18 protein-coding genes and 2 tRNA genes are annotated in these 21154 nt (G+C 69.9%); 12 read left to right on the top strand and 8 right to left on the bottom strand.

Annotated elements, in window-relative coordinates:
• Positions 1-179: 179 nt before the first annotated feature.
• The 3 genes from WI697_RS19570 to WI697_RS19560 form a co-directional block, all read right to left on the bottom strand.
• Positions 180-1133 (bottom strand): YihY/virulence factor BrkB family protein, encoded by a 954-nt coding sequence (locus WI697_RS19570; protein ID WP_062766416.1) that lies wholly within the window; start codon positions 1131-1133, stop codon positions 180-182.
• Entirely contained in the window at positions 1130-2056 is a 927-nt protein-coding gene (locus WI697_RS19565; RefSeq protein WP_062766413.1) for a DnaJ C-terminal domain-containing protein, read from the bottom strand. Before WI697_RS19565 ends, WI697_RS19570 begins: the two co-directional genes overlap by 4 nt.
• A gap of 97 nt (positions 2057-2153) precedes the next feature.
• Positions 2154-2630 carry an RT0821/Lpp0805 family surface protein gene (locus tag WI697_RS19560; protein ID WP_345959646.1) on the bottom strand — a complete coding sequence of 159 codons (477 nt, stop codon included), beginning with the start codon at positions 2628-2630 and terminating at the stop codon, positions 2154-2156.
• Positions 2631-2965: 335 nt separating this feature from the next.
• Here WI697_RS19560 and pdxH point away from each other — a divergent pair, with 335 nt between their 5' ends.
• From pdxH to WI697_RS19545, 3 genes are all read left to right on the top strand, one after another.
• Positions 2966-3559 carry a pyridoxamine 5'-phosphate oxidase gene (gene pdxH / locus WI697_RS19555; RefSeq protein WP_296715359.1) on the top strand — a complete coding sequence of 198 codons (594 nt, stop codon included), beginning with the start codon at positions 2966-2968 and terminating at the stop codon, positions 3557-3559.
• Positions 3544-4482, top strand: a complete 939-nt coding sequence (locus tag WI697_RS19550) for a cation diffusion facilitator family transporter (protein ID WP_345959645.1) — start codon at positions 3544-3546, stop codon at positions 4480-4482. Before pdxH ends, WI697_RS19550 begins: the two co-directional genes overlap by 16 nt.
• Before the next feature lie 141 nt (positions 4483-4623).
• Positions 4624-5148, top strand: a complete 525-nt coding sequence (locus tag WI697_RS19545) for an adenine phosphoribosyltransferase (protein ID WP_296715363.1) — start codon at positions 4624-4626, stop codon at positions 5146-5148.
• A 23-nt stretch (positions 5149-5171) separates the two neighbouring features.
• Here WI697_RS19545 and WI697_RS19540 read toward each other — a convergent pair whose 3' ends face one another.
• Both WI697_RS19540 and ygfZ read right to left on the bottom strand, forming a co-directional pair.
• Positions 5172-5765: a DNA-3-methyladenine glycosylase I gene (locus WI697_RS19540; RefSeq protein WP_345959644.1), complete on the bottom strand. Its 594-nt coding sequence runs from the start codon at positions 5763-5765 to the stop codon at positions 5172-5174.
• On the bottom strand, positions 5758-6687 hold the full coding sequence (gene ygfZ / locus WI697_RS19535) for a CAF17-like 4Fe-4S cluster assembly/insertion protein YgfZ (RefSeq protein WP_345959643.1): 930 nt from the start codon (positions 6685-6687) through the stop codon (positions 5758-5760). The genes WI697_RS19540 and ygfZ overlap by 8 nt, the downstream gene beginning before the upstream one ends.
• A 164-nt stretch (positions 6688-6851) precedes the next feature.
• On the opposite strand from ygfZ, the gene WI697_RS19530 reads away from it, so the two are divergent.
• The 4 genes from WI697_RS19530 to asnB are packed head-to-tail and all read left to right on the top strand — an operon-like array spanning position 6852 to position 12067.
• Positions 6852-7844: a glycosyltransferase family 9 protein gene (locus WI697_RS19530; RefSeq protein ID WP_345959642.1), complete on the top strand. Its 993-nt coding sequence runs from the start codon at positions 6852-6854 to the stop codon at positions 7842-7844.
• Complete coding sequence (locus tag WI697_RS19525) at positions 7841-9076, top strand: glycosyltransferase family 4 protein (RefSeq protein ID WP_345959641.1); 1236 nt, start codon at positions 7841-7843, stop codon at positions 9074-9076. Before WI697_RS19530 ends, WI697_RS19525 begins: the two co-directional genes overlap by 4 nt.
• 15 nt (positions 9077-9091) lie before the next feature.
• Entirely contained in the window at positions 9092-10192 is a 1101-nt protein-coding gene (locus WI697_RS19520; protein ID WP_345959640.1) for a glycosyltransferase, read from the top strand.
• A gap of 60 nt (positions 10193-10252) precedes the next feature.
• Positions 10253-12067 (top strand): asparagine synthase (glutamine-hydrolyzing), encoded by a 1815-nt coding sequence (gene asnB / locus WI697_RS19515; protein ID WP_345959639.1) that lies wholly within the window; start codon positions 10253-10255, stop codon positions 12065-12067.
• Positions 12068-12082: 15 nt separating this feature from the next.
• Here asnB and WI697_RS19510 read toward each other — a convergent pair whose 3' ends face one another.
• A complete protein-coding gene (locus WI697_RS19510; protein WP_345959638.1) occupies positions 12083-13210 on the bottom strand; it encodes a DUF1176 domain-containing protein in 1128 nt (375 codons plus the stop codon).
• Between the two features lie 210 nt (positions 13211-13420).
• Here WI697_RS19510 and WI697_RS19505 point away from each other — a divergent pair, with 210 nt between their 5' ends.
• On the top strand, positions 13421-15823 hold the full coding sequence (locus tag WI697_RS19505; protein ID WP_345959637.1) for an ATP-binding protein: 2403 nt from the start codon (positions 13421-13423) through the stop codon (positions 15821-15823).
• 194 nt (positions 15824-16017) lie between these two features.
• Here WI697_RS19505 and WI697_RS19500 read toward each other — a convergent pair.
• Positions 16018-16092: transfer RNA gene (locus WI697_RS19500), tRNA-Thr, on the bottom strand.
• A 120-nt stretch (positions 16093-16212) separates the two neighbouring features.
• On the opposite strand from WI697_RS19500, the gene WI697_RS19495 reads away from it, so the two are divergent.
• Entirely contained in the window at positions 16213-18471 is a 2259-nt protein-coding gene (locus WI697_RS19495) for a hypothetical protein (RefSeq protein WP_345959636.1), read from the top strand.
• A gap of 118 nt (positions 18472-18589) precedes the next feature.
• Here WI697_RS19495 and WI697_RS19490 read toward each other — a convergent pair.
• Positions 18590-18664, bottom strand: a tRNA-Thr gene (locus tag WI697_RS19490).
• Positions 18665-18761: 97 nt separating this feature from the next.
• Between WI697_RS19490 and WI697_RS19485 the strand changes: the two genes are divergently transcribed.
• From WI697_RS19485 to murA, 3 genes are all read left to right on the top strand, one after another.
• On the top strand, positions 18762-18983 hold the full coding sequence (locus tag WI697_RS19485; protein ID WP_345959635.1) for a hypothetical protein: 222 nt from the start codon (positions 18762-18764) through the stop codon (positions 18981-18983).
• Between the two features lie 236 nt (positions 18984-19219).
• On the top strand, positions 19220-19774 hold the full coding sequence (gene dcd / locus WI697_RS19480) for a dCTP deaminase (RefSeq protein WP_014744517.1): 555 nt from the start codon (positions 19220-19222) through the stop codon (positions 19772-19774).
• An 89-nt stretch (positions 19775-19863) separates the two neighbouring features.
• Positions 19864-21153: a UDP-N-acetylglucosamine 1-carboxyvinyltransferase gene (gene murA, locus WI697_RS19475; RefSeq protein WP_062765815.1), complete on the top strand. Its 1290-nt coding sequence runs from the start codon at positions 19864-19866 to the stop codon at positions 21151-21153.
• Position 21154 lies beyond the last annotated feature (1 nt).

The following is a 21154-nucleotide window of genomic DNA, read 5'->3' as shown; positions in this document are numbered from 1 at the left end:
GCGGCCGGTCCAGGGAGGCGCCGGGGGCGCGGCCGGCCCTGGCGGACCTCGTGTGACAGGTTGCATCCTGCAGGTTGCAGACGTGCCGTTCGGCCGGCGGCCGGGCACAGGTGCGGCGCATCCTACACGAAACCGCGGTCCGGTCAAATCGGCACCGGACGGGGCCGGAAGGGCGGATTTCAGCGCTGTCCGGGCCGGTGCATGTGCCGTCGTGCCAGCCTGCGGGCGGCCGCATGCCGGCGCCGGTGACGGTCGATCCGCGACCGCACGGCGGCCCAATAGCCGCCAAGCAGGAAGACATAGGCCGCCAGATACAGCAGCAGCAGGGTTGCGATCATGCTGCCCAGGCTGCCATAGACCGCGTTCATGCCGCCGGTCTGGCGCAGATAGACCGAAAAGCCGATCAACAGGGCCATCCAGCCCAGCACGATGACCGCCGCCGGCGGCAGCAGCACCCGCCGGCGCGGCGGCAGGGCATCGGGCAGCAGGCGCAGCAGGCCCCAGACCACGGTGACGGTACCGGCCAGCACCAGGGGCGGGCGCAGGGTATGGACCAGCCAGACCCAGGCATCGGACAGGCCGAAGAAATCGACCGCAGGCCCGATCGCGATCGGCAGGAAGACCAGCAGCGCCAGCGCCACCGGCAGGGCGAGCGCCCCGCCCGCCACCAGGGCCAGACTTTGCAGCCGCCGTTTCCACAGCGGCCGGACCATCTTCACCCGGAAGGCGCGGTTGAGCGCGTTGCGCAGGCTTTCTAGCGCATTGGAGGCCGACCAGAGGGCGGTGAGGATGCCGAAGGTGAGCAGCCCGCCCTTGGGGCCGAAGATGATCGTGTCGATCGGCCCGCGCAGCGCCTGGGCGACATCGGGCGGCAGATAGTCGAGCAGAGTGAGGATCAGGGCATGAACCTCGCCGCCCTGGCCGATCACGCCGGCCAGCACCACCAGCACGATCAGGAAGGGGAACATCGAAAACAGGCTGGCGAAGGCGATATGGCCTGCAATCTGGTCGGCGCCGTCGCGGGTGAAGCGGCCGTAGGTGACCATCAGCTCGCGGACCCGCCGGTTGCTGCGCAACCGGCGGAGAAGAGGGCGGTAGAAGGGGGTCTTGTCGGGGGTTGCCGTTGCCGTCATTCGATCCCGGCTCGCCGCCGGACCTGATCGTAATCCGCGGGCGGCTTCCACCGCTTCACGAATTCCGTCAGCGCGGGGTCGTCGCGATCGGGCAGGACCAGTTTCAGCACAACGAACAGGTCGCCGCGATCGCCCTTGTCCGCACCCATGCCGCGGCCCTTGAGCCGCAGCCGGCGCCCGCCCGAGGATCCGGGCGGCACGGCGACCCGGACCGGGCCGTCCAGGGTGGGAACGACGATGCCGGCGCCGAGCACCGCTTCAGGCAGGGTGATGGGCACATCGATCAGGATGTCGCGGCCCTCGGCGCGGAACAGGGGGTGGGGGCGGACATTCACTTCCACCAGCGCATCACCGGCCTCGGCATTGCCGAAACCGGGCATGCCCTGGCCGTTCAGCCGCAGTTTCTGGCCGTCGCGGATGCCGGCGGGCACGGCGACTTCCAGCTCGCGGCCCTCGGGCAGGCGGATGCGCTTGCGGGTGCCGCGGGCGGCCTCGATGAATTCCACCGTCACGGTATAGGTGACGTCGACACCGCGGCGATGAATGCCGGTGCGGCCGGCGCTGCCGTTGCCGGCGGCGGCCTGGTCGCTGCGCCCCGGCTGCGCGCGGCGGCTGCGGGCGGGGTCGGTGAAGATGTCCGAGAAAAAGTCGGCGAAGCCGCCGCCCTCGGCACCCCGGGGGCGCGGGCGGGCACGGCCGTTGCCGGCACCGTCGATCTCGCCACGGTCGAAGGCGGCACGCCGCGCCGGGTCGGACAGGATCGCATAGGCGGCAGACACGTCCTTAAACCGGCGTTCGACCTCGGCATCGCCCGGGTGCAGGTCCGGATGATAGGCCTTGGCGAGGCGCCGGTAGGCAGTCTTGATGGCGTCGGGCGTGGCATCACGGCCCACGCCCAGTGTCTGATAAGGATCGGCGTTCACGCGGTCCCCCGTGGACGTAAGCGGGCCGCCGCCCGATCAGGCGGCGGCCCGTGCCCAAGGGTCGTTGCGGCCGGCCCCTGCGTCAAGCCCGTAGACGTCAGGAGTTGACGATCTTCCAGCTGCCGTCCGGCTGACGGCAGGCGGTGCCATAGGCTTCCTCGGTCTTGCCGCCCACATTCACGCGCTGGGTGAATTCGCGGCAGTATTCGCCGCTGGAGCGCTGATAGGTCTTGACCGGGGTGATCGAGCCGGAATTGCCGCTGTCCGGGTTGCTCCAGGTGCTGCTCTGTCCGGTGGGGTTGCTTTCCAGCGCCCGCTGGCTGGCACGCTCTGCCTCCAGCTGGTCGGCACGGTCGAGCGACTTGCCGATTTCATTGCCGGCGAAGGCGCCGAGCAGCGCACCGACGGCGGTGGCGGCCAGCTGGCCCTTGCCCTTGCCGAACTGGGCACCGGCGACGGCGCCGCCGACGCCGCCCAGCACCGCGCCGACACCCTGCTTGGTGCCCATGTCGGACTGGGCGCAGGCGCCGAGGGCGAGGCCGGCTGCGACGATCAGGGGGATGAACGGCTTCATGGGAGCTTCCGGTAGATGATGTGTCGGGTGCGGGCGCCGCATCCGGGGCGCCGTTTCGTATCAGGTGCGCATGGTAGCACGCGACCAGCCATGGCCAAGCGGCCTCGGCGTGTCAAATTTCGGTCGGAGGACAACACATCCGGGCCTTGGGAAAGATATCGGCGGCCCACCCCCGTCTGCCAAGGGGTGCGACAGATGCGACCATGGAAGGGGGCGGGTGCTGCCCGCAGCGCTTGCCGCCCTGCCGGGTGTGGTGCATCTATTGAGCGGAGGGCCGGCGCGCGCCACCAGACCGCCCCCACCCCCCGCCCATCATTCGCGGAGCCTTTGAAACCATGTCCCTCCCCGAACTTGAAGATCCGTTCGAGCAGTTCGGCAAATGGTATGCCGAGGTGCGGGACGAACCCGCGATCACCGAGCCGACGGCGATGTGCGTCGCCACCGCCGGGACCGACGGGCTGCCGGCGGCGCGCATGGTGCTGCTGAAGGCCTGGGACCGCGACGGCTTCGTGTTCTACACGAATTACGAGAGCGACAAGGGCCGCGACCTGCTGGCCAATCCGCAGGCGGCGCTGCTGTTCTACTGGATGCCGCTGGGCCGGCAGGTGCGGGTGCAGGGCCGGGTGGAGCAGGTGACGGCGGAAGAGGCCGATGCCTATTTCGGCAGCCGGGCCCGCGACAGCCAGATCGGCGCCTGGGCCTCGCGCCAGTCGCGGCCGATGACCGGCCGCTACGATCTTGAGAAGCGGGTGGCGGAATTCGCGATCAGGTTCAATGTCGGCCGGGTGCCGCGGCCGGATTACTGGTCGGGCTTCCGGGTGGTGCCGCAGCGCATGGAATTCTGGCAGGAAGGCCGTTTCCGCCTGCATCAGCGCCTGGTCTATCTGAAGGACGGGGACGGCTGGACCCGTCAGTGGCTGTTCCCGTGATCCGGCCGCTGGGCGTTCTGGCACCGCCCGATCCCGAGGTGGCGCGGCTGAAGCGGCGGGTGACGCTCGCCTCGCTTGCGGTCGCGCTCACCCTGGTGGCGCTGAAGCTGGGCGCGTCGGTCATGACCGGATCGGTCAGCATCCTGTCGAGCCTGGTCGACAGCGTGTCGGATTCGGGCGCAAGCCTGGTGACGCTGATCGCCGTGCGCCAGGCCATGCGCCCGGCCGATGCCCATCACCGCTTCGGCCATGGCAAGGCCGAGCCGCTGGCGGCGCTGGGTCAGGCGCTGTTCGTGACCGGCTCTGCCCTGCTGCTGTGTGTCGAGGCGGTGCGCCGGCTGATCGAACCCGAACCCGTGGGCGAGGGACCGGTCGGCATCGCGGTGATGATCTTCGCCATCGTGGCGACGCTGCTGCTGGTCCGCTATCAGGACCGGGTGATCGCCCGCACGCAGTCTCTGGCGGTGGGGGCCGACCGGCTGCACTATGTGGGCGATCTTCTGATCAACCTGGGCGTTATTCTGTCGATCCTGCTCAGCCAGTACGGGGGCGTGACCGAAGCCGATCCGGTGATCGCGGCGCTGATCGCGCTGCACCTGATCCGCGGCGCCTGGAAGATCGCACGGGGCGCGCTGGATGCGCTGATGGACCGGGAACTGCCCGAGGCCGAGCGCACCGAGATCCGTAAAATCGTTCTGGCGGTGCCGGGGGTGCGCGGCATGCACGACCTGCGCACCCGGTCGTCCAGCGTGCACACCTTCATCCAGCTGCATCTGGAGCTGGACCCGGCGGCGCCGCTGGCGGATGCGCACGGGGTCGCCGATCGGGTTGAAACGCTGCTGCATGCGCGCTATCCCGATGCCGAGATCATCACCCATCTTGATCCGAAAGGCGTGGCGGAATTCGTTCCCACCTTCCGCTGATCGTATCGACGGTAGTGATGCCAAAACATCTCCACTACAGGTTGTTGTTTTGCTAGGCTCTCGCATGGTGGATCGCGTAGCGACCATCAGGCCCCATGCCGGGCGACCCGCCTGTCGACGTCCAGAAGGAAGACTGCCGCGATGGATCTTGCCAGCCATATCCGCCGGGTGCCCGATTTTCCCAAGCCGGGCATCCTGTTCTACGACATCTCGACCCTGCTGGCCCATTCCGGGGCCTGGCGCGAGACCATCGACCGGATGGCCGAGGCGATCCGTCCGCTGCAGCCCGATCTTCTGGCCGGGATCGAAAGCCGCGGCTTCCTGGCCGCCGCACCCCTGGCGCTGGCGCTGGGCAAGGGCTTCGTGATGGTCCGCAAGCGCGGCAAGCTGCCGGGGCGCACGGTGTCCCATGCCTATGCGCTGGAATATGGCGAGGATGTGGTCGAGGTGCAGGACGGCATGATCGAGCGCGGCCAGCGGGTTGTGCTGGTCGACGACCTTCTCGCCACCGGCGGTACCGCCGCGGCGTCGATCGAGCTGCTGCGCAAGGTGGGGGCCGAGGTCCCGGCTGCTGCCTTCATCATCGAACTGATGGGCCTCGGCGGCCGCGAGCGGCTGGACGTGCAGGATGTGCGGACCCAGACCGTGCTGCAGTTCCCGGCCTGAGCCGGACCAGACCGTGGGCAGGATCAGGCGCCGGCGCTGATCTCCGCATGGCGCGGGCAGGTGGTGAGGTGGTCGTTGACCAGCCCCGCCGCCTGCATGAAGGCATAGACCGTCGTCGAGCCCAGATGCCGGAAACCCGCCTGTTTCAGCCGGCGGGCCAGGGCATCAGAGACGGCGGTCTTGCCCGGCACCTCGGCACCGGTCGTGAAATGATTGGTCAGCGGCTGCCCGTCCACCGCCGCCCACAGAAAGGCGGCGAGGCCGGGCCCGCTTTCGCGCAGCGCCAGCACCGCCCGGGCATTGGCGATGGTCGCCTCGATCTTGCCGCGGTGGCGGATGATGCCCGGATCGGCCAGAAGCCGCGCCACCTCTGCCGGGCCGAACCGGGCCAGGATGTCGGGATCGAAGCCGGCGAAGGCCCGGCGAAAGCCCTCGCGCCGGCGCAGGATCGTGATCCACGACAGCCCCGACTGAAAGCTTTCCAGCACCAGCATCTCGAAGAGCGGCCGCTCGTCACGTACCGGCACGCCCCATTCGGTGTCGTGATAGGCCCGGTAGAGCGGGTCGGTGCCGCACCAGGGGCAGGGGCCGTGCCGGGTGTCCTCCTGCTCAGTCATCGGTTCGCGGCCGGGCGGTGATGGTCAGCCCCTGGGCGGTGAGGGCGGGGCCGCTGCCGTCGGTGGCCTCGGTCGTGCGGTCGATGCGCAACAGGGCGAGGCCGACGGGGCCGATCGCGCTGCGCAGCTGGCCGGCCTCGCGTTCCCCCGCTATCACCGGCGTGCCCGGGGCGGGCAGGGGCGCGCCATCTGTGGCATCGACCACGAACAGCCGCTTGCGGACCTGGCCGCGGAACTTGCTGCGGGTGGTGACCTCCTGGCCGACATAGCAGCCCTTGTCGAAGGCGACACCGTTCAGCCGGTCCAGATCATGTTCCAGCGCCAGCCCCTGTTCGGGCGGCAGATCCTCGGGGCCTTCCGGCACGCCCGCCTCGATCCGGTGCAGATGCCAGGCCGCTTCCGGCACCGGGGTGAGACCGGTATCGGCCGCAAAGGCTTCAAGCGCCGCCTCGGGCCCCCAGAGCCGCAGGCCGAGGCCATCTTTGCGCGGATCGGGCACCTGCAGAACATCGTTGCCGTCGCCCTGGACGACCAGGCCCGCACCCTGCACCCCGGGACCAAAGGCGACCGCGACCGCAAGCCCGCTGGCCGGCGCGATCTTCACCTTCGCCCGCAGCTTGTAAAGGGTCAGGCGCCGGATCAGGTCGGCGGCAAGGCCGGTCGCGCATTCGACCAGCAGCCGGCCCTCGCCGGCGCGGGCCACGATCAGGTCATGCAGGATCTTGCCCTGGGGCGTGAGCAGGGCGCCGTAACAGGCCCGCCCCTCGGCCACCGGGTCGAGATCGCCCGAGACCAGACCGTCGAGGAATTTGAGCGCGTCCTCCCCCTCCACCACAACCAGGCTGCGGGCGGGCAGGCGGGTGAAGGCGGGGACCGTCGGCCGGGGGGGCAGTGTCGCGGTCGTCGTCGCGGGCTCGGTCATGGCGATGGATCCGGATCCTTGATGGGCGGGCGGACAAGGTCGCTCAACAGTGGCGTCGCCGGGCCGATGGTTCAAGAGGCGACGGCCGGCCGTGACCGGCCATGGTTGCGCCCGAACCCCCGCGCGCCCTATAACCGGCGGGATGCCCATCTCCGGGACCGCGCATGGAACTGCTGTTCATCACCTCGACCCGCATCGGTGACGCCGTCCTGTCGACGGGGCTGCTCGATCATCTGATCGCAACCGAAACCGCTGCCGGCCGCCCGGTACCGCGGGTGACGGTGGCCGTGGGCGCGCCCGCAGCGCCGCTCTTCGCCGGGCTGCCCGGGCTGGTCCGGGTGCTGCCGATCGTCAAGCGGCCCCGCGCCGGCCACTGGCGCGATCTATGGCGGGCCACGATCGGCACGCGCTGGGATCTGGTGGTCGATCTGCGCGGTTCCGCCATCGCCTGGCTGTTGCGGGCCCGGCGCCGGCGGGTGTTGTCGCGCCATGAAGACGGCCGGCACAAGCTTTATGAACTGGCGCGCACGCTTGATCTGGACCCGCCGCCCGCACCGCGCATCTGGACCCGCCCGCAGGATCATGCCGCGGCCCTGGCAGCGTTTCCGGAAGGTTCGCAGCCGATCCTGGCGCTGGCACCGGCGGCAAACTGGGTGGGCAAGCAATGGCCGGCGGAGCGTTTCGCCGAACTGGTCGGCCGGCTGGCCGGGCCGGGCGGGGCGATGGCCGGGGCCCGGGTGGCGGTGATCGCCGCCCCCCACGAACGCCCGCAGGCCGAGCCGGCGCTGGCCGCCGCGCGCGCGGCGGGGCTGGAGGCGCCCGACATCATCGGCAGCCTGCCGCTGCTGGGCGTGCAGGCGCTGCTGGAACGCAGCGCCCTGTTCATCGGCAATGACAGCGGGCTGATGCACATGGCGGCGGCGGCCGGTGCGCCGACCCTGGGCCTGTTCGGACCCACACCCGATGCACTTTACGGCCCCTGGGGGCCGCATGCCGTGGCGGTGCGCACGCCGGAGACCTATGACCGGTTGGCCGCCGAGCGGCCGTCCTCACCTGCCGATCGCTGCTATATGACCGGGCTGGCCACGGATACGGTGGAACGGGCGGCGGTGGCGCTGCTCGACCGTGTGGCGCGGTCGGGACGGATACCGGCATGACCGCGCGGCCGGCCGATCTCGCCATCCTGCTGCCGCCGAGCGAGAGTTTCCAGGCGGCCAATGCCGGCGCGATCTCGTTGTCGGTGCGCGATTTCGTCCGCTTCAGCGGCTATGCCGACCGGACCACGGTGTTCGGCGCCCGGGTCGACGAGCCCTTTGCGGGCATCCGTTTCCGCGGGCTCGCCACCCGCGGGCTGGCGGGCTCCCGCCGGCTTGCCTATCTGCTCTCGGCGACCCGTGCCCTGCTGACCGCGCGCCCGAAGCTGATCGAGGTTCACAACCGGCCGGAATTCCTGCCCTGGCTGATGCGGGTGGCACCCGGTGCGGGCTTCGCACTGTTCCTCCACAACGACCCCCAGGCGATGCGCCGCTTCCGCAGCGCGGGCGAGCGTCGGGCGCTGCTCGCCCGGCTCGACACGGTGTTCTGTGTCAGCGGCCATATCCGGTCGCGGCTGCTGGAGGGAATCGACGATCCCGCGCTGGCCTGCAAGGCGGTGGTCTGCCCGATCGGTTTCGACCTGCCGGTCTTCGACGCCCGGCGGGCGGCGATTGCGGCGCCGCGGGACCCGGTGGTGCTGTTCGTCGGTCGGATCGTGCAGGACAAGGGCGCCGATCTGTTCGTCGAAGCGGCAGCGGCGGCGCTGGCCGACCGGCCGGGCTGGCGGGCGGTGATGGTGGGGGCCGACCGGCCGCCGGAGGGGGCGACGGCCCGTGCGGCGGCGGTGTCGCCTTTCGAAGCGGCGGTGCGGGCGCGGGTGGCGGCGATCAATGCCGGCCGCGACCGGCCGCTGATCGAGATGGCCGGATTCCGGACCTACGACCAGGTGCTCGATCTTTACGGCCGGGCGGCGATGGCGGTGGTGCCGTCGGTCTGGGACGAGCCGTTCGGCCGCACGGCGGTGGAGGCCATGGCCATGGGCTGCCCGCTGATCGCGACCGAACGCGGCGGCCTGCGGGACATCGTTCATGGCGCCGGGCTGACGCTGGACCCGGCCACGCCCGATGCGCTGGCGGCCGCGATCGGCATGCTGGCCGATGATCCCGCGCGCCGCGAGGCCCTGGCGCGGAACGGCCGTGCGCATCTGGACCGCCAGGGCTACGATATCCGCGACGTCGCGGCCGGGATGGACCGGGCCCGCCGCGACCGGCTGGGGCAGCCCGTGTCCGCCCCGCCGGTTTCGACGTCCGGTAACCCGCCCCGACCCCCGCTGACCCGCCCCGGCCCCCGCTAACCCAACGGACGGATGATGCCTGATACCGAACAGCCGCGATCTGCGACCGCCCCCGACCGCCCCATTCTGCAGAGGGACGGCCGGCCGCTTCGGGTGATGCAGCTCATGGCGGGTGCCGCCCATGGCGGTGCCGAAGCCTTCTTCGACCGCCTGGCCATCGCCTTCCATCGCGCCGGCATCGAGCAGGCGATCGCGGTCAGGCCGCATGAAGAGCGGATGGCGAAGCTGAGGGCCGCGGGGCTTGACCCCAAGGGGTTGCGCTTCGGCCGCCACGCCGATCTGAAAACCTGGTGGACGCTGCGGCGGATGGTGAAGCGTTTCCGCCCGGACATCGTGCTCACCTGGATGAACCGGGCGACGGCGGCCTGTCCCTCGGGCGATTTCGTGCATGTCGCCCGGCTGGGCGGCTATTACGATCTGCGCCATTATCGCGGCGCCGATCATCTCGTCGGCAATACCCGCGACATCGTCGCCTATCTGCGCCGCAAGGGCGTGCCGGCCGATCGCAGCCATTACGTGCCGAATTTCGTAGACGCAACGCCGCTGCCGGCCGAACCGCGCGCCCGCTGGGGCACGCCCGAGGATGCGCCGTTGATCCTGGGCCTGGGCCGTCTGCATCCGAACAAGGGCTTCGACGTGCTGATCCGGGCGGTGGCGCAGGTGCCGCGCGCCCATCTGTGGATCGCGGGGGTGGGTTCGCTGGAAGACGATCTGCGCGAGCTGACGCGGTCGCTCAGCATCACCGATCGGGTGTCGTTCCTGGGCTGGCGCGCCGATGTCGCCGCCCTTTATGCCGCGGCCGATGTGTTCGTCTGCTCGTCGCGCCACGAACCGCTGGGCAATATCGTGCTGGAGGCCTGGGCGCATCATGTGCCGGTGGTGGCCGCCGCATCCCAGGGGCCGTCGGAGCTGATCGCCCATGGCGTGAACGGGCTGCTGGTGCCGGTCGACAACGATGCCGCCATGGCCGCAAGCATCGAGACGGTGCTGCGCGAGACCGGCCTGCGCGAGACCATGGTCGCAGGCGGCCGGGCGACCTATGAGGGGCATTTCACCGAGGCGGCCGTGGTTCGCGCCTATGCCGATCTTTTCGCCCGCATCCTGCCCAACCGCTGACCCTGACCCGCTGACTCTGGCCCGCCGACCGGAACCCGCCGATCTGAGAGGACCGCCCCCATGTGTGGCATCGCCGGCATCATGACCCGCGACGGCAGCCCGCCTGCGGCGGAGCTGCTCGACCGCCTGGCCCGGGGGCTGGCCCATCGCGGGCCCGATGGCCACGGCGTCACGGTGCGCGGCGGGGTCGGGCTGGTCCATACCCGGCTTGCGATCATCGACCTCGTCACCGGCGATCAGCCGCTGCTCTGGCCGCTGGACCCCGGGGCCGGGGAGGCGGGCGGCACGCTCGCACTGGTGGGCAATGGCGAAATCTACAACTATCGTGAGCTGAAGGCCGAACTGGCCGGCCGCGCCTTCCGCACCGGATCCGATTGCGAGCCGCCGCTGCCGCTATACCTGGAACAGGGGCTGGACGGGCTGGACCGGTTGCGCGGCATGTATGCGCTGGCGATCCACGATCCGCGGCAGGGCGGGCGGCTGGTGCTGGCGCGGGATCCCTTCGGCATCAAGCCGCTCTATTATGTCGAGGGGGCGTTCGGTCTGGCCTTCGCCTCGGAACCGGGGGCGCTGATCCGGGCCGGGCTGGCCGGCGCGGCGTTGGACGATGCCCGCATCCTGGAACTGCTGCAGCTGCATTTCACCACCGGGCCCGAGACCGTGTTCCCGGCGATCCGCCGGGTGTTGCCGGGCGAACGGCTGGTGGTGGCGGCGGGGCAGGTGACGGCCCGCCGGCAGAGCCCGGCCCTGCCGGCAGCCGATGCCCGGCCCGACCCCGATCCCGGCCGCGACATGGCGGCGGCGGTCAAGGCCTTCGACCGGGTGTTCGAACAGGCGATCGACCTGCATCAGCGCAGCGACGTGCCCTATGGCCTGTTCCTGTCGGGCGGCATCGACAGTGCGGCCGTGCTGGCGATGATGGCCCGGCTGAACCCGCGCCCGGTGACCGCCTTCACGGCCGGGTTCGCCGATGGCGGCGTCCATGACGAACGCGCCCAGGCCCGCATCGTCGCCGATGCCGCCGGCGCCGAGCTGATCGAAACCCTGGTCACGCGTGCGGATTTCGACCGGATCGCCCCGCTGGCGGCGCAGGCGCTCGACGATCCGACGCTCGACTATGCCGTGCTGCCCAGCTTCCGACTGGCCGAGATCGCCCGGCCGCAGGTCAAGGTGGTGCTGTCGGGCGAGGGCGGGGATGAGCTCTTCGCCGGCTATGGCCGCTATCGCCGGGCCGCGCGCTGGCGGCTGCTGGGGGGCCGGCCGATGCGGCGCAAGGGCGATCTGGACGGGACGGGGCTGCTGCGGCCGGAATACGAGGCGGCGGCCGCGCGCTGGCGCGACGGCATGGCTGCGGCAGAGGCGGCGGCGGCCCGCGCCGGCGGCAGCCGGCTGCGCCGCCTTCAGGCGGTGGACTGCACCGACTGGCTGCCCAACGACCTGCTGCTGAAGCTGGACCGGATGCTGATGTTCAACGGCATCGAAGGACGCACCCCGTTTCTGGACCGCGGCGTCGCCGGATTTGCGCTGCCCTTGCCCGACCGGCTGAAGATGGATGGCCGGCGCGGCAAGCTGGTGCTGCGTCACTGGCTGGCGCAGCATCTGCCTGCCGCCGCCCCCTTCGCGCCCAAGCGCGGCTTTACCGTACCGGTGGGGGCCTGGATTGCGGCCGATGCCGACCGGCTGGGCCATCTGGTGGCGGACGAGCCGCTGATCGCCCGGCTGGCACGGCGCGAGGCGGTGATCGGGCTGTTCCGCGATGCCGGCCGCCAGGGACAGCGCGCCTGGGGGCTGCTGATGCTGGCGCTGTGGCATCGCATCCATGTGACCGGCGGCGCGCCCTGCGGGGACATCGCCGCCACCCTGGCCGAGACCTGACCGGCTTCCGGCCGGTCAGTCGACCCCTTCTACCTTTGCCCGATAGACCACCGGCCAGTCGTCCCAGGCGATGCCCTGGCAGATGCCCATCATCTCCATGCCGGCCAGGCGGAAACGCGCGCCATCCCACACCCAGCGGGCGCCGACGCCGCAATCGCCGATGCCACGCCCCTTGGCGAAGGTGGACAGCGTGCGGGTCGCCGGGTCGTAGCCGGGATTGATCAGCTCGGCCGCATCCATCAGCCCGTCGGGCACATCGAACACCGCCGGTACCGGCTGGGCGCCCTCGGCCGCGACGAAGAAATCATAGGCGACGTTGTAGGCGCCCGAGAAACAGGCCTGGCCATAAAGAACATGGGTGTCGTCCAGGCGCTCGATGATCGGATCGAACTGGTCCGAGACGGCGGGGTCGCAGTCGCCGTCGTCGGATTTGTGCGACAGGATCGCCGGCCGGGCCGCCGGCACCGGCTTGCGGGAGGCGGGTGCCGCCCGGATCACCGGCAGATCCGGCACCGGCGGCACGGCCTCGGCCGGCTTCGGGCCCGGCTTCCAGGCGGCGGTGACGGTGCCGACCCGGCCCTGGGCGTCGTCGAGGAACAGCATCGCCGCCGCCGATCCGGAGAGCGAGATGCCGGCCTTGACCGGGGTGGTGACGGCACCGCCCGAAAGGGTGACCGGCAGCGTGTCGGCATGGCGCAGCTGGTCGAGCAGCGCGGGCAGGGTCTCGGCCGGCAGGTCGGCCAGGACCACCCCGCCCTCGATCCGCGCCGGGGCGGTTGCGACCGCGGGCCCGGCATCGCCCCCCACCTTCAGCGTCGCGGCGCCGTCGACCGCCTGATCGACCAGGATCATGCCGATCCGGGCGGTCAGCGGCGCCGTGGCCGCACCCTCGCGGCCAAGCCGCAGCCAGGCACCGTAATGGTCATCGGCCGGCGCCATTTCCGGCCCATAGGCGGAACACGACCTGAGGTTGTCGCAGGCGACCCACCAGTCCTTGAAGCTGCGATCGGCGGCCGCCTCGGAGACGGACGGCGACAGGGAGAGCGCGCCCGCCAGGGCGGCCCAGGTGAAGACGAGGCGGGTAAGATCGGGTGCCGGGCGGACGGGACCGGGGGCGGCGCCCGGAAGACGGCGACGGATCATGACATGTTCCGTATCGGCGGGTTGCGGGATCGGCATTCTGGCCTGTCCGGCGCGACGGAGCCAGTGTCGGTCATGTGGCCAGCGGTGGTATCAGATCGCGTATCAGCTTCGCGTCTCGCGGGTGGTGCGCGCGATAAGCGTAAAATATAATGAAACGCCACAGGTTCTGCCGCTACACTTCGACCATTCCCTTTCCCGGACCGGAGACGGATGAGCGAACCGCATTCCACACGCCAGCGTCCTCAACCGGAAGGACAATCCGGACCCGCTGCCCCGCATGGCGGCTGGCACGGCCTGCCGCGCTGGTCCCCCGGGCGCTGGCGGCTGATCCATGCGCTGATCGTGGCGGCACTGGGGGTGTTTCTGCTGTTCGTCGGCGTGGGGGCGGTGCAGCTGGGCACCGCCTATGACCAGCCGCTGAAAGATGCTGCGGTACGCGCCGAGGGCACCGCCCGCCTGCTGGCCGAACATGCCGCCCGCACGCTGGAGGGGGTGGATCTGACGCTCGGCCGGGCGCTCGACATGGCGGCGTCGGGGCCGGCGCCGATGGCGGAGGCCGGCAGCGGCGCCGAGGCGCGGCGGCTTTATGGCCGGCTGGAGGCGATCATCCGCAACGGCACCGCGCTGAGCGCGATCTGGGTGATCGATCGCGAGGGGCGGATCTATCTGCACACCGGCGTCTTTCCGGCGCCGCCCGTCGACCTTTCGGGCATGGCCGCGGTGCAGCGGCTGATGCTGACCCCCGCCGCCGGGCCGGTGGCGGGCATGCTGGGCGATGGCGGTGCCGGCGCCCGCAAGGAGGTCTTCCTGGCCCGGGCCCTGACGGACGAGGCGGGCGGTTTCATCGGTGCGGTGGTGGCGGTGGTGGATGCCGATCAGTTCGCGGCGCTCTATCGCAGTGCCTCGGTCGGGCCGAACGGCCGGGTGATGCTGCTGTCGTCGCTGGCCGGCGGCGTGATGGCCGTGGCCCCGGACCTGCCCGATGAAACCCGGCTGCGGATGGCGGAACTGGCGGGCGAGGTGCCGCCGATGCCGGCCGATGCGAACAATCCAAGCCCCGCCCGGCCGTTTCTGGTGGGGGACGACGATGCCGACGGCCCCTGGGTGGCGGCCGTGGCGCCGGTCCATGGCCGCGACATGCAGGTGGCGGTGCTGCTGGCGACGGCCGATGCCCTGGGCGGCTGGCGGGCTTCCGTCTGGCGCACGGCGGGGCTGACGCTGATCGTGGCGGCGGGGCTTGCCTGTACGGTGCTGATCGCGCGCAGCACCGTATCGCGGCCGCTGGACCGGCTGTGTGCGGCGGTGCGCCGGGTGGAACAGGGCAGTTTCGATCGCCCCGTCGGCGGCAGCGGCGGCATCCGCGAGATCGAGGATGCCATGGCCGGCATCGAGCATCTGCGCCTGTCGCTGGCCCATCTGACCGATCATCTGAATGCCGAGGTGGAGGCACGCACCCGCGAGCTGGAAGAACGCAGCCAGCAGTTCAACGCCGCGCTGGAGAACGTCTTCCTGGGCCTTGCCATGTTCGACGCCGAGCGCCGGCTGGTGGTGTGCAATCAGCGCTATCGCGAGATGTTCGGCCTGAGCGAGGATCTGGCCTGCCGCGGCACCACCCTGCACGCCATCCTGGAACATGCCGCACGTGCCGAGGGCTATGTGGTGGCCGAGCTGGGCGATATCCTGTCGCGGCGGCTTGCCCGGCTGGCGACGCGCGAGATCCGCACCTGGTCCGAGGAACTGCGCGACGGCCGGGTGCTGGACCAGTTCGTCCGGCCGCTGGCCTCGGGCGGCGCATTGCTGGCGGTGCAGGACGTGACCGAACAGCGCCGCTTCGAACAGGCGCTGATGGAAGCCAAGATGGTTGCCGAGCGCGCCAACCGGGCGAAGTCCGAATTCCTGGCCAATATGAGCCATGAACTGCGCACGCCACTGAATGCGATCATCGGCTTTTCCGAGATCATCGGCGCCGAGATGTTCGGCCCCGCCGGCAATCCGCGCTATGCCTCTTACGGCCGCGACATCGCGACATCGGGGCGGCATCTGCTGATGCTGATCAACGACATTCTCGACCTGTCCAAGGCGGAATCCGGCCGGATGAGCGTGGATCTGGCCGAGGTGTCGCCGGCCCGCCTGGCAGAGACCTGCCTCAGGATGATCGAGACCCAGGCACAGGAAAACGGCGTCCGGCTGGTGGTGGAGGTGCCCGAAGACCTGCCGCAGCTGCGCACCGACGAGCGCCGCCTGGTCCAGGTGCTGATCAATCTTCTGTCCAATGCGGTGAAGTTCACCCCCCGTGACGGCACGGTTTCGCTGCGGGCGAGCGTGGCGGGCGACCGGCTGATCCTGGTGGTGGAGGATACCGGCATCGGCATGAGCCCGGAAGAAATCGACGTGGCGCTGAGCGTCTTCGGCCAGATCGAAAGCGCCATGCACCGCCACCACCACGGCACCGGGCTTGGCCTGCCGCTTGCAGCCCGTCTGGTGGACCTGCTGGGCGGCCGCTTCGATCTGACCAGCACCCGCGGCGTCGGCACCCGGGCGGTGGTGGTGCTGCCGCTCGACGGCAGCACCCCGGCATCGGTGCGGGATCTGGAGATGACGGGAGCGTCCTGACCGAGCTGTCGGCAACAAGTTGCCGCAGTTGACGGGAAGATTTTCAGAAGTCGAAACGACATCATAGTCGACGCAGAGGCGCACGACCTCTGCTGCATGTGCTGGCCATACGAATGATGGCAGCAGGACATGAAAAAGCCCGCCGGACATGTGCTGCCGGGCGGGCCTTTCGAAATACCTGTCTTCACAAAGAATGGTGCCGCCGGCGTGGATTGAACACGCGACCTCTCCCTTACCAAGGGAGTGCTCTACCACTGAGCTACGGCGGCGCCTCTGGTGAAGCGGGGCGGAAACTGCCACGAAATCCGGCGGGCTGCAACCGCTTTTTTCACCGCACGGGACGTGGCCGCAGATACATCGCCAGACACATCGATCAAGAGGAACTTACGATGTCAGTCCAGCCCTTCGTGGTTGCGACCATCGCTGCCCTGCGCAGTGTTGCCGGTGCCGAGCGTGTCGACACCTTCGTCCAGGGATACTACGCCGCGGGTGACGGCGGCGGCGGCTGGTTCCGCTATGACCCCGCCGAGACCTCGCCCGACAATGGCGGCACGGTGATTGCGCCGACCGACGGCGTCGGCCGCTGGTTGCGGGTGCTGCCCGAGCCCAACCTGCTGAAGGTCGTCTGGTTCGGCGCCAAAGGCGACGGTAAAGCCGACGACACCGATGCCATCCAGCGGGCGCTGGATGCGCTGGAGCCTTTCGACGTGCTCGATTTTTCGATGCCCTCGGGCCCTGTTACCCGGCCGCATTACCTTGTCTCGCCACCGGACGGCCGGGAGCACGCCCTGGTTCTGGCGACGAACGACGTCACCCTGCGGGGCTGCCCGGGCTTCCGCGCACCGATGATCCGCTGCGTGACCGCGAACAGTGTGACGCTGCGGATCGAAGAACGGGGGATCGGGATTCAGGGGCTGACCTTCGAGGGCGATGGCGACATCGGCGATGCCGGGACGTCCGGGACGTCGACCGCCATTCTGTGGCGGCTGTCTTCGGCGAGGTATCCGGCGGATACCGACTCGCAGATCATCGACTGCCGGTTCTTCAAGATGCATCAGGCGCTCGACATCCTGGGGCGCAATGTCGAGATCCGCGACAATGCCTTCGTCTCCATGCGCCGCTGCATCACCGTGAGCACGACGGTCAACACCTGGCCGGACCCGGAGACCGGCCAGGTGACGCCCTTCATCGAGCACCTGCGCGGCATCCGCATCCTCTCGAACCGTTTCCACACCATCGGCAACAATTCCGCCGATCCGAGAAAGGGCGAAGCGGCCTGCATCTGGATCGACGCCATCCAGCCGACACCGGCGGTGGAGCCGCCGGAGGAGGATCCGTTTGCCGATATCGGGTCCTATGTCTTCAGCAACGTGATCCACGGCAACTTCGCCGACTATGCGCGGCGCTTCTATGTCGGGCCGGCCAAGAGGGTCGATATCCAGGACAACCACATCATCTTCGGCCGTTCCGGCGGCCCGGACGACGAGTTTCCGGGGGTCATCAGCCTGCGGGACTCCGACCCGCGCACCCCGAAGACCCGCGGCTGGCGCGTTGCCGGCAACGTGATCGCGGTGACCACCGGCAATCTCGAAACCGGGCCCGGCATCTGGTGCGAAGCGTCGAACGGCATCATCGCGGACAATGTGCTGTCGGGCATGACGGGCGAGGCGATCCGGCTGCTGCCCGCGGCCGGCAATGTGACGGTGCGCGGCAACCTGATCGACGACGTGTCCCATGAATGGGTCGCGGGCCGATGGCAGGATGGGGGCCGGGATGCCATCCTTGTCGAAAGCACGGGGGCCTGGATCGACGACAACCGGATCAATGCGAGCAACCCGCACCGCATCCGGCATGGCATCCATGTCGCCGGCCTGGGCAGCGCGACCATCGGGCGCAATCATATCCAGACGAGCCATCTGACCGGCCAGGCGATCTATGCCGCACCGGGCGCGGCGGTCATTCTGGGCGATGCCGAGAATCTTGCGGATCATGCGGCGCCGGTCGATCGGGCGCGGCGGCGGATCTTCGGGACCTCGCGGCTGTCACCGGTTCTGCGCACGGTGGATGTGGGCACCGTGATCGACGTTGCGGCTGCGGCACCCGGTGCCTTCGCCGGCCGGATCTGTATCGAGGCCGGCACGAACGGGGCCGTGTCTTTCGCCGCCACACCGGCCGGTCTGTCGCTGACGGCTGCACCCGCGGACGCGGCGACGCTGCGGATCGGCGACATTGTCGACATCGGCGGCGATACGGCGGGCCGGCGGGTGGCGGCGATCGCAGACGGAACGATTACGCTGGAAACGGCGACCACCGAAACGGCGGATCCCGCCACGGTCAGCCTGCATCCACCGCGCTGGGCCAGCCGGGATCAGGTGAACCTGCGCGCGGCCCTGTACTGGACGCCCGGGACGGTCGCCGCCGGGGCGACGCTGGTCTCGCCGGTGATCCCGGTGCCGGGCGGGCAGTGGCCGAACGGTTTCCTGCTGATGGCGCCGCCCGCTCTGCTGCCGGAGGGGCTGATCGCCCAGGCCTTCATGTCGGGGCCCGGAGAGGCGAAGCTGCGGCTGACCAACGTCACCACGGCCGGCCTGACGGCACCGGCGGGTACCTGGCGGGTGCGGGTGCTGAACGACGCGGTCGACGAGTGACCGATCGCTGCCTGCCCCCTGATGGCCGGTACTCCCGGCAATAAAGAAGGCCCGGTGTCGCACAGGCGGCACCGGGCCTTCGAACATCGTCAATCGCGAGAACCGCAGAGGCGGAAGCTGGTGCCGCCGGCGTGGATTGAACACGCGACCTCTCCCTTACCAAGGGAGTGCTCTACCACTGAGCTACGGCGGCGACGCTCGCGAATGTGGGCGGGGTGTGCCATGTTTCCGGGCGTCATGCAACCCTGTTCTTCACCGAACGCTCATCCGATCGCAAGGCCAGACGCCCGATGACCGACCGCGCGCCGATCGAAACCACTGATACGACATCGAAAACCGCTCCCGAGCCCAAGCCGCGTCCCGGCGAGCCCAAGCCGCGCCCCAACGAAACCGAGGCGGCCCGCCAGGCAGCGGCCGAACGCCGGGCGCGGCAGGCGGCGCAGCTGCGTGCCAATCTGGCGCGGCGCAAGGCGCAGTCGCGCGATCGTGCCGCCGAGGAGGAGGGGCTCTGACGCCCCTGCCGCAGGCGCAATGGAGAGTTCCGCCAACGCGGCGTTGAGCCCTGCTGCGGCGTCGTCTATAAGTGGCCGGCTGCCCCCCGGGGCAGCTTCGGGCCTGCACCGCCCGCCCATTCGTGCCCGACCGCGCCGTCCCAGGCCGGCCGCAGCCCATGGGTGGCGGATTGCGGGCTTCGCCTGTTGCCAGTTGCGGGCCTTCGCCTGTTGCCAAACGTCCGGGAGACGCCCCGATGTCGATCATGTCCGATCTGTGGATCCGCGAAACAGCCTTGAACGAGGGGATGATCGAGCCCTTCGTCGAGAAGCAGGTCCGCGAGGGCATGATCTCCTACGGCCTGTCGTCCTATGGCTATGACGCGCGCGTCGCCGACGAGTTCAAGATCTTCACCAATGTCGACAGCGCGGTGATCGATCCGAAGCAGTTCTCGGATCAGAGCTTCGTGGACCGCAAGCTGGATGTCTGCGTGATCCCGCCGAACAGCTTCGCCCTGGCCCGGACGGTGGAGTATTTCCGCATTCCGCGCGACGTGATGGTGATCTGCGTCGGCAAGTCGACCTATGCCCGCTGCGGCATCATCGTCAACGTGACGCCGCTGGAGCCGGAATGGGAAGGCCATGTGACGCTGGAATTCAGCAACACCACGCCGCTGCCGGCCAAGATCTATGCGGGCGAGGGTGCCTGCCAGTTCCTGTTCCTGAAGGGCGATCGCCCCTGCGAGACCTCGTACAAGGACCGGCTGGGCAAGTATATGGGGCAGCGGGGCGTGACCCTGCCGCGCCTTTAAGCGTGGCGCCGCCGGTGACCGTATTGAATTCGGCTGCACTGCAGCAGGCATCGTCCCTCGATCCCACTCCCAGGCAGAACGGGGCAGGCATGGACAGCATCCGCATCCGCGGCGGGCGGCCGCTCGAAGGGGTGATCCCGATCGGGGGCGCCAAGAATGCGGCGCTGCCGCTGCTGGCCGCCGCCCTGCTCACCGAGGACCGGCTGGTTCTCTCCAACCTGCCGAGCCTGGCCGACATCACCACCATGGTGAAGCTGCTGGCCCAGCACGGCGTGGTCTGCGCGATCGACGAGGCCCGGGATGCCGCCAATGGCGGCCGGGTGATCACGCTGGATGCAGGCCGGATCAGCAACACCACGGCACCTTACGATCTGGTGCGCAAGATGCGCGCCTCGATCCTGGTGCTGGGGCCGCTGCTGGCGCGGGTGGGGGAGGCGCAGGTCTCGCTGCCCGGCGGCTGCGCCATCGGCACCCGCCCGGTCGACCTGCACCTCAAGGGGCTTGAAGAGCTGGGCGCGGTCATCGAGCTCGAAGGCGGCTATATCCACGCCACGGCGCCCAAGGGGCTGAAGGGCGCGCATATCCGCTTCCCCTTCGTCTCGGTGGGGGCGACCGAAAACCTGCTGATGGCGGCGGCCCTGGCCGAGGGGACCACCGTGCTCGACAATGCCGCGCGTGAGCCCGAGATCGGCGATCTGGCCCGCTGCCTGATCGCCATGGGCGCGCGTATCGAGGGCATCGACACCGAGACCCTGACCATCCACGGCGTGGCGCGCCTGCACGGCGCCACCCATGCGGTGCTGCCCGACCGGATCGAGGCCGGCACCTATGCCATCGCCGGCGCGATCACCGGCGGCGATGTGGAGCTGACCGGGCTGGATGCCGAACTGATCCGATCGGTGCTGGACAAGCTGGAAGACGCCGGGGTGCGGGTGACGCCCACCGCCCGCGGCGTGCGCATCGCCCGCACCGACGGTCCGCTGCGCGGCACCGATGTGATGACCCAGGTCTATCCCGGCTTCCCCACCGACATGCAGGCGCAGTTCATGGCGCTGATGACGGTGGCCGAGGGCGCCGCCATGGTCACCGAGACCATTTTCGAGAACCGCTTCATGCATGTGCCGGAGCTGCACCGCATGGGCGCCAACATCGTGCTCCACGGCGCCTCGGCGCTGGTGCGCGGCGTGCCGCGGCTGAACGGGGCGCCGGTGATGGCGACCGATCTGCGCGCCTCGTCGTCGCTGGTGCTGGCCGGTCTTGCCGCGCGCGGCGAAACCCTGGTCAACCGCGTCTATCATCTGGACCGCGGCTACGAGAACATCGAAGCCAAGCTCGCCGCCTGCGGCGCCGATATCGTCCGGGTCGCCGGCGGCGCCTGAT

This window comes from Tistrella mobilis (assembly GCF_039634785.1).
Taxonomy (GTDB): Bacteria; Pseudomonadota; Alphaproteobacteria; order Tistrellales; family Tistrellaceae; genus Tistrella; species Tistrella mobilis.
Note: the sequence above shows the minus strand (reverse complement) of the source record. Positions and strands in the feature narration are given on the sequence as shown.

Excerpts from the sequence above, each read along its gene's own strand:
- WI697_RS19570 (WP_062766416.1), bottom strand. The coding sequence starts at position 1,133 with ATGACGGCAACGGCAACCCCCGACAAGACCCCCTTCTACCGCCCTCTT.
- WI697_RS19525 (WP_345959641.1), top strand. The coding sequence starts at position 7,841 with ATGACCGCGCGGCCGGCCGATCTCGCCATCCTGCTGCCGCCGAGCGAG.
- ygfZ (WP_345959643.1), bottom strand. The coding sequence starts at position 6,687 with ATGACCGAGCCCGCGACGACGACCGCGACACTGCCCCCCCGGCCGACG.
- pdxH (WP_296715359.1), top strand. The coding sequence starts at position 2,966 with ATGTCCCTCCCCGAACTTGAAGATCCGTTCGAGCAGTTCGGCAAATGG.
- asnB (WP_345959639.1), top strand. The coding sequence starts at position 10,253 with ATGTGTGGCATCGCCGGCATCATGACCCGCGACGGCAGCCCGCCTGCG.
- WI697_RS19510 (WP_345959638.1), bottom strand. The coding sequence starts at position 13,210 with ATGATCCGTCGCCGTCTTCCGGGCGCCGCCCCCGGTCCCGTCCGCCCG.
- WI697_RS19530 (WP_345959642.1), top strand. The coding sequence starts at position 6,852 with ATGGAACTGCTGTTCATCACCTCGACCCGCATCGGTGACGCCGTCCTG.
- WI697_RS19495 (WP_345959636.1), top strand. The coding sequence starts at position 16,213 with ATGTCAGTCCAGCCCTTCGTGGTTGCGACCATCGCTGCCCTGCGCAGT.
- murA (WP_062765815.1), top strand. The coding sequence starts at position 19,864 with ATGGACAGCATCCGCATCCGCGGCGGGCGGCCGCTCGAAGGGGTGATC.
- WI697_RS19520 (WP_345959640.1), top strand. The coding sequence starts at position 9,092 with ATGCCTGATACCGAACAGCCGCGATCTGCGACCGCCCCCGACCGCCCC.
- WI697_RS19545 (WP_296715363.1), top strand. The coding sequence starts at position 4,624 with ATGGATCTTGCCAGCCATATCCGCCGGGTGCCCGATTTTCCCAAGCCG.
- WI697_RS19485 (WP_345959635.1), top strand. The coding sequence starts at position 18,762 with ATGACCGACCGCGCGCCGATCGAAACCACTGATACGACATCGAAAACC.
- WI697_RS19505 (WP_345959637.1), top strand. The coding sequence starts at position 13,421 with ATGAGCGAACCGCATTCCACACGCCAGCGTCCTCAACCGGAAGGACAA.
- dcd (WP_014744517.1), top strand. The coding sequence starts at position 19,220 with ATGTCGATCATGTCCGATCTGTGGATCCGCGAAACAGCCTTGAACGAG.
- WI697_RS19540 (WP_345959644.1), bottom strand. The coding sequence starts at position 5,765 with ATGACTGAGCAGGAGGACACCCGGCACGGCCCCTGCCCCTGGTGCGGC.
- WI697_RS19560 (WP_345959646.1), bottom strand. The coding sequence starts at position 2,630 with ATGAAGCCGTTCATCCCCCTGATCGTCGCAGCCGGCCTCGCCCTCGGC.